This window comes from Bacillus cereus group sp. Bc010 (genome assembly GCF_027716745.1).
Classification (GTDB): Bacteria; Bacillota; Bacilli; order Bacillales; family Bacillaceae_G; genus Bacillus_A; species Bacillus_A pacificus.
The window spans coordinates 68,726-79,709 of sequence record NZ_JAQFUY010000021.1 but is presented as its reverse complement, the minus strand read 5'-3'; the positions used below and the strand labels follow the sequence as shown (position 1 = coordinate 79,709).

The following is a 10,984-nucleotide window of genomic DNA, read 5'->3' as shown; positions in this document are numbered from 1 at the left end:
TATAGCCCTCCCCATTGAACGAGAATCGTTTTAATAAGTGCGATGACGAAAGCGGAAAATACACCAAATAAAATAACAGAACCAGCTAATTTAAACATGTTACCACCAACGCCGAGTACAAAACCTTCTGTGCGGTGTTCGATACATGCGGCAATAACGGAGTTACCAAATCCAGTGACAGGTACAGCTGTGCCTGCTCCGGCAAATTGACCAAACCGATCGTATATACCAAATCCAGTTAATAACATGGAGATGAAAATAAGAGTTGCGACTGTTGGATTCCCTGCTGAGCGTTCAGTGAAATCGAAATACGTAATATAAAAAGTAGAAATGAGTTGCCCAATTAGGCAAATGAAACCACCAACGAAAAAGGCTTTTATACAGTTTTTTAAGACAGGACGCTTCGGTTCGCGTTCTTGCTCGAATTTTTTATATTCCTGTTGCACAGGGGTTAAGTTTTTATCTTTACTAGACATTGCAAACCTTCCTTTTCTTTTAAAAAGCGTTAAGTGTTAGACTCCATTTTTTTACCAATGAATTTTAATTGTTTATTAATTTCATCTTTAGATATTTTCTTTTCCTTAATTTTTCTTTCAAGCTTTTCAAGTAACATAAAGATTTTTTTATCTGTACTTACACGAACATCGAAAGTGGGGTGCTCATCACTTAGCTGCTTTTGGAGCTTCTTACGGAGAGGTTTTAATCCAAATCTTTCGTGATGCTCAGGTGTAACTGCTATGTAGAGATCTAAATTTGAATTTACTGCTGTACTTTTTATAATTTCATCCATAGTGAGAGCTCTTTTCTTGGCTCCTTGTGATATAGATTGATTAAAGGATTCCATACTCGTTTTTGTTAACTTTGGACCTTTCTCTTTCTCCGTTCGTTTTGCTTCTTCTTTCACTTTTTTATCTAAAGGACTATTATCACATCCGGTAAAAGAGCTAAATAGAAGGGCAAATAATACGGTTATGAGTCCGAGTTTTTGCATATTTATCATTCCATTTCTATTGCAATATGTAATGTGATAGAAAAAGGATGACTGCATATCACCCTTTTTCTATTTCACAGCAAGACTGATTCGTTATTGCTGTGAGTATTGTGGTTCTTCTTGTTTGACTTCTTCAACACGTGGGTTTAAAGAATCGATAATTGTTTGTGTTTGCTGCGCAGCTGTTTGGAAAAGTTGCTTAGCTTGTTGGTTATCCGTATCAAGAGCGAATCCCTCTAAGCTAGCTTGTGCACTTTTTAATCCAGAAACAGTTTGCTTTAATTTCGTAATTACAGTCATTGAATGAAGCCCCCTTTGGAATATCAATTCAAAGATTATAATTTGTGAGTTGGAGTGAATTTATGATTGGAAAATTTAGGGGTGGAGCTTCTGGGAAGAGGGACGAGTGTATAGAATGAAGGTAATTTCATAGGAAGGATAGAAGGTAAGGAATTTAATACCAATATAAATTTCTTTATTTAGCATGGTATATCTGTTTATAATGGGCACTTATGGAATTTTAATACGGAGGTTGTACATGAATACTTTATTTTTGTTAATGACGATAGTAGGATTTATTGTTTTTCCAATCCTGTCTGTTGTTTTTATTTTGTCATTTTTTATGAAACGATTAAGACCATACAAGAAAAAAATTATCGGTGCTATGGCAATAGGGTTTCTTATGTTAATCGTCGGAGCTGTTAATTACGAACCTAGCCCGGAGGCAAAGGCTCAAGCGGCGAAACAAGCTGAGGAAGCGAAAAAAGAGAAAGAAGCAAAAGCGAAAGAACAAGCTGAAAAAGAAGAGAAGAAAAAGGCTGAGCAACAAGCTGAAAAAGAAAAGAAAGCTGAAGAAAAAGCGCAGAAGGAAGCGGAAGAAGAGAAAAAGAAGAAAGATAAAGAAGAGGCTGAGCGCTTAAAAGCACAAGAAGCTGAGAAGAAAAAAGTAGAAGAAGAACAGCGTAAGGCGCAAGAAGCGGAAAAGAAAAAGGTAGAAGAAGACCGACGTAAAGCACAAGAAGCGGAATTAACGACGTTGCCTTTCGAGGAATTTTTAAATAAATATTATGCGTTAAGCGCAGATGAAAATAGTAAGTTTTATGATGAAAATATTCATAAAAAAGTGTTTACATGGAGCGGTTATGTAGCGGATGTATTTGGTTCTAAAGTTGTAGTGAATACGAAACCAATCGTTAAACAGTGGGGCGAGTTTACTGGTGAGGAACAAGCACATACGTTTATTGCGAGTTTTGATAATAAAAAAGAGTTAGCTAATGTTAAACCAGGGGATAAGATTACAGTGTCTGGTTCTGTGGAGAGCCGCGGGGCATATATGCCAGAGAAAGAGCTGTACTCTTATTGGAAAATGTATAAAGGAAAGTTAATTAAGTAGCGAAAGGAGGAGCGGGTTCGCTCCTTTTTTAATGGTTGAATTTATGTGGATTCTAAATTGAAAAACTCGTCAGAGGACGTGCATGGCAATCTGTACATCCTCTGACGAGTTTTGATGTTACTTCAATAGTTTACTTAGGATCGGAATTAACTCTGAAACGTAGTCTGTGTTGTGCCACAGAATGATACCGATTACTGTCGCAACAACACATTTTACAGTACCGCTACCTTCAATTGAATAACTTTTGTCCGTTTCTTCTTTGGATCCATCTACCTTTGTTACCGTCGTTTTGTTATTCTTTGTAAATTTAAAAATGTCCATGTATGTACCTCGCTTAACGTATTCTATTCACCCGTCTTATTTTTTGGATGTATACTTCTATATAAAAAAAAACGTGGGACTCCTTTTTTTTTTGCTAAGTTTTTAATGGACACTTTCAAAATGTTGGTGTTGTTCCTACAAGCACTTGACTTAGTTTTACAGGGATGTTCTTTTCTACTTCAGAGGAATAAAGTGAAACTTTATTCAGTGGGAGTTTTCTTCATCTTCCCACCTTAGTTCTTTGCTTTAGCTGAATTTTGAGATGGGTCTTACTGCTCGGCGAATAGTGAGATAAATAGTTAAGAGAGTTTTTTATTTGTGTGGAGCGTGATTCCTTCTATATAATGTGTATCAGATATTTTTATTGATTTGGCTGGGTTTTATTGCTATTATTATGAGAAGAAAATAAGCAGGTATTTACTTGTTATATTTCACTTCTATTAGAGGTTTTTCGCAAGAAATTAAATGTGGAAAAGCGGAATAGAAGAAGGCTTAAAACCTTGATAATAAACGGTTTATAAAATTTTATCATGCGCCCATAGCTCAGTCGGATAGAGCGGTGGTTTCCGGTACCACGTCTGCCGGGGGTTCGAATCCCTCTGGGCGCGTCAAAAAATCCTAACTTACGTTTTGTAGGTTAGGACTTTTTTTATTTCCCTCTTGTTATATCTAATAATAAGATTTACTATTAGTACTTGGTTATAATTAAATTCCGTTATTATTTTCTTTCAATATTATTCAAATTTCGGTTTTAAGTTGTAAATCTCATTAATACATATAAATTAATAATATTTTGGAATGGGTGTCTGTGATAGCATTCTCCTTTTACCAAACTTATTGTACAATAGAAACAAGGGGGAGATTAGTTTGAAGGCAAGTCTTTTACAAGAACAAAGCTTACGTTTGGCAATGACACAAGAGTTAAGGCAAGCGATTACAATGCTCCAGTATAATGTACAAGAATTATCGGAGTTTTTGTATGAGCAATCGTTAGAGAATCCCCTTATTGAGTTAGGTGGTTTTGAGAGGGAGAAGAAAAAGAGCTCTAACAACAGTAAAAGTACCAGCAAACAAGTCGAGAATCAGATGGAAATCTACAGTGTGGATTCTACAACGATTCAGCAACATTTATTAAATCAAATACAGTATTATAAAATAGAGGAAGAAGAGCGAAAAGTAGCTTCTTTCATTATTATGAACATGGATGGAAATGGGTATTTACAAGAAACGAACGAGGAGCTAGCAAATCTCCTTTCCGCACCGCTACATGTAGTTGACCGCTCTGTAGAGCTTGTCCAATCACTTGAGCCAGCAGGGGTAGGAGCGCGTAATATTCAGGAATGTCTAACTTTTCAATTGAAGCGCTTACAAAGGCGGAATGGATTAGCAGAAGAGGTTGTAGAAGACCATTTCGCTTATTTCGTAAAGAAAGATTGGCGAAAGCTCGTTCAAGTGCTGAAGTGTAGTAATGAGGAATTACAGAGTGCTGTAAATTGTATAACGTCATTACAGCCGAAACCAGGTCTTGCGTTTTCTTCTGATAAACCACTTTATATTGTGCCTGATATGGCGGTGAAAAAAGATGGTGATCGTCTCGTTTTACAAATGAACGAGAGAAATATGCCAAGAATTGAAATTCATTCTGAATATAGTGCGCTTCTTAATAATAGTGAAAGTGAAGTGGCATCTTACGTATCAGAAAAGTATCAGCATGTGCAGTGGATTATGCGTAGTTTAAAACAGAGAAAACAAACCCTTCTGCAAGTGATGACCATTATTATGGAAAAACAACGTGATTTCTTCTGGAAAGGTCCGGAGTATTTAAAGCCACTTGCTTTAAAAGAAGTAGCAGAAGAGTTAAGCGTGCATGAATCGACAATTAGTCGGGCAACGCGAAATAAATATGTGCAAACACCACACGGTTTATTTGAGATGAAATCGTTCTTTAGTAATGCCGTTTCGACTACTGAAGATGAAGCAGTTTCTACAAAGCGTGTAAAACAATTTATTCAAACGCTTGTTGAGGCAGAGAATAAGAAAAAGCCACTTTCAGATCAAAAGATTTCAAAATTATTAGAAGAAGAGCATGAAATCGTTATTTCTCGAAGAACAGTGGCGAAGTATAGAGAGCAAATGCACATCCCAGCGTCGTCATTACGAAAAACGATCGGATAGGTGAAGAAGATGAAAGTTGTACTGTATACAAAAAATGATTGTGGCCTTTGCGTGAAGGCGAAACAAGTTTTACAGGAAGTACAATGTGAATATTCTTTTCAAATTGAGGAAATAGATATATATGAAGATAATGACCTTTTAGAAACATATCACCTAATGATTCCGGTTGTAGAAATAGACGGAAAACAAGTAGAATATGGTAACATTCACAAAGGTGTCATAATAAACTATATAAAGAATGCAGTTAAGAGTTGAATAAGTTTCTATCTCCTGTTACAATAATACACGTAGCAGGGATTATTTTTTTAACCTATGTGGGACACAAAATGTCACTACGGGACGTAAAGTGACCACGAGGGAAAATGAACCGATGTAGTGAGGAGAAAAGATATGCGCTCATGGATTCAGAACACAAAAAAATTATTACCTGATCTGCTACCTGTTATGCAAACGAGAATGCAAATTCTTCAATATATTAGGCTTATGCAGCCGATTGGAAGAAGAAATTTATCAGCAAGTCTCGGTATGACAGAACGAGTATTGCGAAGTGAAGTTCAAGTTTTGAAAGAACAAAACTTAGTTCACGTCGCTTCTTCTGGAATGACTTTGACAGAAGAAGGAACAGCTTTAGTTCTTGCTTTGGAAGACTTTATGAAAGAAATTTCCGGGTTAAAGGTTTTAGAAAAGCAACTTAAGGAAACATTAGACTTGGATGAAGTTTTCGTTGTCCCTGGTGATAGTGATGAATCGCCTTGGGTCAAACTGGAGATGGGCCGTGCTTGTGTGACTTGTATAAAAGACCGTCTGACAGCGAATAATATCGTTGCTGTGGCTGGAGGAACTACGCTAGCTGCTGTTGCGGACATGATGCAGCTTGATTGCAAAGATTTACATATGCTATTTGTCCCAGCACGTGGTGGAATTGGAGAAGGCGTCGAGTTAGAAGCCAATACTATTTGTGCCAAGATGGCGCAAAATACGATGAGTAATTATCGCTTATTGTATGTTCCAGACCATGTTAGCAGCGAAGCATATGCGTCTATTGTGACAGAGCCTTCCGTGAAAGAAGTTCTTGAGTTGATTCGATCTTCCAATATCGTCATTCATGGAATAGGTGATGCGTTAACAATGGCACGTCGCAGAAATACTTCAGAAGCAGATTGGTTAAAGATTCAGGCAAGCGAAGCAGTTGGCGAAGCTTTCGGTTACTACTTTAATGAACAAGGAAATGTTGTTCATAAAGTAAGAACAGTTGGTATGCAACTAGAGGATTTACAAAATGTATCTCATGTTGTTGCAGTCGCTGGAGGTTCTTCAAAGGCAAAGGCAATACAGGCTGTAATTAAACAAGGGCACACTTCAATTCTAATTACAGATGAAGGTGCAGCAAAACAGTTAACAAAGGGTATTACCCTTTAATATAATCCCCCAAGGAGGAAATTCAAATGACTAAAATTGGTATTAATGGATTTGGACGTATCGGACGTAACGTATTCCGCGCAGCTCTTAACAACCCAGAGGTAGAAGTAGTAGCAATCAACGACTTAACAGATGCTAAAACTTTAGCTCACCTTTTAAAATATGACACAGTTCACGGAACTTTAAACGCAGAAGTATCTGCTAACGAAAGCAGCATCGTTGTTAACGGTAAAGAAATTAAAGTTATCGCTGAGCGTGACCCAGCACAATTACCATGGAGCGACTACGGAGTAGAAATCGTAGTAGAATCTACTGGCCGTTTCACTAAAAAAGCAGACGCTGAAAAACACTTAGGTGGATCAGTTAAAAAAGTTATCATCTCAGCTCCAGCTTCTGACGAAGATATCACTGTAGTTATGGGTGTTAACCACGAACAATACGATGCAGCTAGCCACAACGTAGTATCTAACGCTTCTTGTACTACAAACTGCTTAGCTCCATTCGCTAAAGTATTAAACGAAAAATTCGGCGTAAAACGCGGAATGATGACAACAATTCACTCTTACACTAACGACCAACAAATCTTAGACTTACCACACAAAGATTTACGTCGTGCTCGTGCAGCAGCTGAAAACATGATCCCAACATCTACTGGTGCAGCTAAAGCAGTAGCATTAGTATTACCAGAACTTAAAGGTAAATTAAACGGTGGCGCTGTACGTGTTCCAACTGCTAACGTTTCTCTAGTTGACCTAGTTGTTGAACTTGACAAAGAAGTAACAGTTGAAGAAGTAAATGCAGCATTCAAAGCAGCAGCTGAAGGCGAATTAAAAGGTATCCTTGGATACAGCGAAGAGCCATTAGTATCTATCGACTATAACGGATGTACAGCTTCTTCTACAATCGATGCATTATCTACAATGGTAATGGAAGGTAACATGGTTAAAGTACTTTCTTGGTACGATAACGAAACTGGTTACTCTAACCGCGTAGTAGACCTAGCAGCTTACATGACTTCAAAAGGTCTTTAATTCTTAATTATATAAGTTATCAATGACAAAACGAGGGAGAGGGTTTGTTCCCTCTCTCTCTTCTTTCGTTTTAAAAGCAAATGTGTTAAGCTTTTGAGTGGGTTTTGTCAATCCTAACTAGTAGTCGGAGGGAAATCCAATGAACAAAAAATCAATTCGTGACGTAGATTTAAAAGGTAAGCGTGTATTTTGCCGCGTTGACTTCAACGTACCTATGAAAGAAGGCAAAATTACAGATGAAACTCGTATCCGTGCAGCTCTTCCTACAATTCAATATTTAGTAGAGCAAGGTGCGAAAGTTATTTTAGCAAGCCACTTAGGCCGTCCAAAAGGTCAAGTAGTAGAAGAAATGCGTTTAACTCCAGTAGCAGCACGTTTAGGCGAGCTTCTTGGTAAAGACGTTAAAAAAGCAGACGAAGCATTCGGACCAGCTGTACAAGAAATGGTTGCAGCAATGAACGAAGGCGACGTATTAGTTCTTGAAAACGTACGTTTCTATGCGGGCGAAGAAAAGAACGATGCAGAACTTGCGAAAGAATTTGCAGCTTTTGCTGACATCTTCGTAAACGATGCATTCGGTGCAGCTCACCGTGCTCACGCTTCTACAGCAGGTATCGCGGACTACCTACCAGCAGTATCTGGTTTACTAATGGAAAAAGAGTTAGATGTTCTTGGAAAAGCACTTTCTAACCCAGATCGTCCATTCACAGCTATCATCGGTGGTGCGAAAGTAAAAGATAAAATCGGTGTAATTCGTCATCTATTAGACAAAGTAGATAACTTAATCATCGGTGGCGGACTTGCTTACACATTCGTTAAAGCTTTAGGTCATGAAATTGGTCTATCTCTATGTGAAGACGACAAGATTGAACTAGCTAAAGAATTTATGCAACTTGCAAAAGAAAAAGGCGTAAACTTCTACATGCCAGTTGATGTTGTAATCACTGAGGAATTCTCTGAAACTGCAACAACTAAAATCGTTAATATCGATTCTATCCCTTCTAACTGGGAAGGCGTGGACATCGGTCCTAAAACACGTGAAATTTATGCAGATGTAATTAAAAACTCTAAGCTTGTTGTATGGAATGGACCAATGGGTGTATTCGAAATGACTCCATTCGCAGAAGGTACAAAAGCAGTAGGACAAGCATTAGCAGATGCAGAAGGTACATACTCTGTTATCGGCGGTGGTGACTCTGCAGCAGCTGTTGAAAAATTCGGTATGGCTGATAAAATGAGCCACATTTCTACTGGCGGCGGTGCGTCATTAGAATTCATGGAAGGTAAAGAGCTTCCAGGTGTAGTTTGTCTTAACGACAAATAAGTAGCAGCCAAAGAAAAAGGACGGTGCAAAGCATGCGTAAACCAATTATCGCAGGTAACTGGAAAATGAATAAAACTCTATCTGAAGCAGTTAGCTTCGTAGAGGAAGTTAAAGGTCAAATCCCAGCAGCTTCAGCTGTTGATGCAGTAGTTTGCTCTCCAGCTCTATTCTTAGAGCGCCTTGTAGCAGCGACTGAAGGAACTGATTTACAAGTAGGTGCACAAAACATGCACTTCGAAAAAAATGGTGCATTCACTGGCGAAATTAGCCCAGTAGCACTTAGCGACTTAAAAGTAGGCTACGTAGTACTTGGCCACTCTGAGCGTCGTGAAATGTTTGCTGAAACAGATGAGTCAGTAAACAAAAAGACTATCGCAGCATTTGAACATGGTTTAACACCAATCGTATGTTGTGGTGAGACTTTAGAAGAGCGCGAAAGCGGAAAAACATTTGATCTAGTAGCAGGTCAAGTGACAAAAGCACTTGCAGGTTTAACTGAAGAGCAAGTTAAAGCAACTGTTATCGCTTATGAGCCAATCTGGGCTATCGGTACAGGTAAATCTTCTTCTTCTGCAGATGCAAACGAAGTATGTGCGCACATCCGTAAAGTTGTTGCAGAGGCTGTTTCTCCAGCTGCTGCAGAAGCTGTTCGTATTCAATACGGCGGTAGCGTAAAACCAGAAAACATTAAAGAGTACATGGCACAATCTGACATCGACGGCGCTTTAGTTGGCGGTGCTAGCTTAGAGCCTGCTTCGTTCTTAGGTCTTCTGGGGGCGGTAAAATGAGAAAGCCAACAGCTTTAATCATTCTTGACGGTTTCGGACTTCGTGAAGAAACTTACGGGAATGCTGTAGCACAAGCTAAGAAACCTAATTTTGATGGTTACTGGAACAAATTCCCTCACACAACGCTTACAGCTTGTGGCGAGGCAGTAGGTCTTCCAGAAGGTCAAATGGGTAACTCTGAGGTTGGTCACTTAAATATCGGTGCTGGCCGCATTGTATATCAAAGCTTAACACGCGTAAACGTTGCAATTCGTGAAGGTGAGTTCGATAAGAACGAAACGTTCCAAAGTGCAATTAAAAGCGTAAAAGAAAAAGGTACTGCACTTCATTTATTCGGTTTACTTTCTGACGGTGGTGTGCACAGTCACATGAACCACATGTTTGCTCTTCTTCGCTTAGCAGCTAAAGAAGGCGTTGAGAAAGTATACATTCATGCATTCTTAGATGGCCGCGATGTTGGACCAAAAACAGCACAAAGCTACATCGATGCAACAAATGAAGTAATTAAAGAAACAGGAGTAGGACAATTCGCGACTATCTCTGGTCGTTATTACTCCATGGACCGTGACAAGCGTTGGGATCGCGTAGAAAAATGTTACCGTGCTATGGTGAATGGTGAAGGCCCTACTTATAAATCAGCAGAAGAGTGTGTAGAAGACTCTTATGCAAATGGTATCTACGATGAATTCGTATTGCCGTCTGTAATTGTTAACGAAGATAACACGCCAGTTGCAACAATCAATGATGATGATGCAGTTATCTTCTATAACTTCCGTCCAGACCGTGCAATTCAAATTGCTCGTGTATTTACAAACGAAGACTTCCGTGAGTTCGATCGTGGTGAAAAAGTACCTCACATTCCAGAATTCGTATGTATGACACACTTTAGTGAAACAGTAGATGGTTACGTGGCATTCAAGCCAATGAACCTTGATAACACTTTAGGTGAAGTTGTTGCGCAAGCGGGATTAAAGCAACTTCGCATCGCGGAAACTGAAAAGTATCCGCACGTTACATTCTTCTTTAGCGGTGGTCGTGAGGCTGAATTCCCAGGAGAAGAGCGTATTTTAATTAACTCACCGAAGGTTGCAACGTATGACTTGAAACCTGAAATGAGCATTTACGAAGTAACGGACGCTTTAGTAAATGAAATCGAAAATGATAAACATGATGTTATCATTCTTAACTTTGCGAACTGTGATATGGTTGGCCATTCTGGGATGATGGAACCAACAATTAAAGCAGTAGAAGCAACTGACGAATGTTTAGGAAAAGTTGTAGAAGCGATTCTTGCAAAAGATGGTGTAGCACTTATTACTGCTGACCATGGTAATGCTGACGAAGAATTAACTTCTGACGGAGAGCCAATGACAGCTCATACAACTAACCCGGTTCCTTTCATCGTTACGAAGAACGACGTAGAATTACGTGAAGGTGGTATCTTAGGTGATATCGCTCCAACAATGCTTACACTTCTTGGTGTTGAGCAACCGAAAGAAATGACAGGTAAAACAATTATTAAATAATTTGCTTATATAAAAA

12 protein-coding genes and 1 tRNA gene are annotated in these 10,984 nt (G+C 38.8%); 9 read left to right on the top strand and 4 right to left on the bottom strand.

The features are described from left to right. From spoVAC to PDQ68_RS20235, 3 genes are all read right to left on the bottom strand, one after another. A partial coding sequence (gene spoVAC, locus PDQ68_RS20245; protein ID WP_000095403.1) for a stage V sporulation protein AC occupies positions 1 to 476 on the bottom strand: 476 nt, incomplete at its 3' end. Positions 477 to 505: 29 nt separating this feature from the next. Further along, the gene (locus tag PDQ68_RS20240) at positions 506 to 991 is read right to left on the bottom strand and encodes a YhcN/YlaJ family sporulation lipoprotein (protein ID WP_001170597.1); all 486 of its coding nucleotides are present in this window, start codon (positions 989 to 991) and stop codon (positions 506 to 508) included. Between the two features lie 93 nt (positions 992 to 1,084). Then, the gene (locus PDQ68_RS20235) at positions 1,085 to 1,291 is read right to left on the bottom strand and encodes a DUF1657 domain-containing protein (protein WP_000216164.1); all 207 of its coding nucleotides are present in this window, start codon (positions 1,289 to 1,291) and stop codon (positions 1,085 to 1,087) included. A 238-nt stretch (positions 1,292 to 1,529) separates the two neighbouring features. Here PDQ68_RS20235 and PDQ68_RS20230 point away from each other — a divergent pair, with 238 nt between their 5' ends. Next, positions 1,530 to 2,384: a hypothetical protein gene (locus PDQ68_RS20230; protein ID WP_061183376.1), complete on the top strand. Its 855-nt coding sequence runs from the start codon at positions 1,530 to 1,532 to the stop codon at positions 2,382 to 2,384. A gap of 117 nt (positions 2,385 to 2,501) precedes the next feature. On the opposite strand, the gene PDQ68_RS20225 is transcribed toward PDQ68_RS20230, so the two are convergent. Next, positions 2,502 to 2,705, bottom strand: coding sequence for a hypothetical protein (locus PDQ68_RS20225; RefSeq protein WP_016718896.1), 204 nt, complete (start codon positions 2,703 to 2,705; stop codon positions 2,502 to 2,504). Between the two features lie 532 nt (positions 2,706 to 3,237). On the opposite strand from PDQ68_RS20225, the gene PDQ68_RS20220 reads away from it, so the two are divergent. The 8 genes from PDQ68_RS20220 (at position 3,238) to gpmI (ending at position 10,968) form a co-directional block, all read left to right on the top strand. Next, a tRNA-Arg gene (locus PDQ68_RS20220) sits at positions 3,238 to 3,313 on the top strand. Positions 3,314 to 3,572: 259 nt separating this feature from the next. Then, entirely contained in the window at positions 3,573 to 4,880 is a 1,308-nt protein-coding gene (rpoN, locus tag PDQ68_RS20215; RefSeq protein WP_061183375.1) for an RNA polymerase factor sigma-54, read from the top strand. A 9-nt stretch (positions 4,881 to 4,889) separates the two neighbouring features. Then, complete coding sequence (locus PDQ68_RS20210) at positions 4,890 to 5,135, top strand: glutaredoxin family protein (protein ID WP_000869739.1); 246 nt, start codon at positions 4,890 to 4,892, stop codon at positions 5,133 to 5,135. A gap of 135 nt (positions 5,136 to 5,270) precedes the next feature. Next, positions 5,271 to 6,299: a gapA transcriptional regulator CggR gene (gene cggR, locus PDQ68_RS20205; protein ID WP_001258187.1), complete on the top strand. Its 1,029-nt coding sequence runs from the start codon at positions 5,271 to 5,273 to the stop codon at positions 6,297 to 6,299. Positions 6,300 to 6,325: 26 nt separating this feature from the next. Continuing rightward, on the top strand, positions 6,326 to 7,330 hold the full coding sequence (gene gap, locus PDQ68_RS20200; protein WP_000161231.1) for a type I glyceraldehyde-3-phosphate dehydrogenase: 1,005 nt from the start codon (positions 6,326 to 6,328) through the stop codon (positions 7,328 to 7,330). Positions 7,331 to 7,469: 139 nt separating this feature from the next. Then, on the top strand, positions 7,470 to 8,654 hold the full coding sequence (locus tag PDQ68_RS20195) for a phosphoglycerate kinase (protein WP_016718894.1): 1,185 nt from the start codon (positions 7,470 to 7,472) through the stop codon (positions 8,652 to 8,654). Positions 8,655 to 8,686: 32 nt separating this feature from the next. After that, positions 8,687 to 9,442: a triose-phosphate isomerase gene (tpiA, locus tag PDQ68_RS20190; protein WP_001231037.1), complete on the top strand. Its 756-nt coding sequence runs from the start codon at positions 8,687 to 8,689 to the stop codon at positions 9,440 to 9,442. Further along, entirely contained in the window at positions 9,439 to 10,968 is a 1,530-nt protein-coding gene (gpmI, locus tag PDQ68_RS20185) for a 2,3-bisphosphoglycerate-independent phosphoglycerate mutase (RefSeq protein WP_001231150.1), read from the top strand. Before tpiA ends, gpmI begins: the two co-directional genes overlap by 4 nt. Positions 10,969 to 10,984 lie beyond the last annotated feature (16 nt).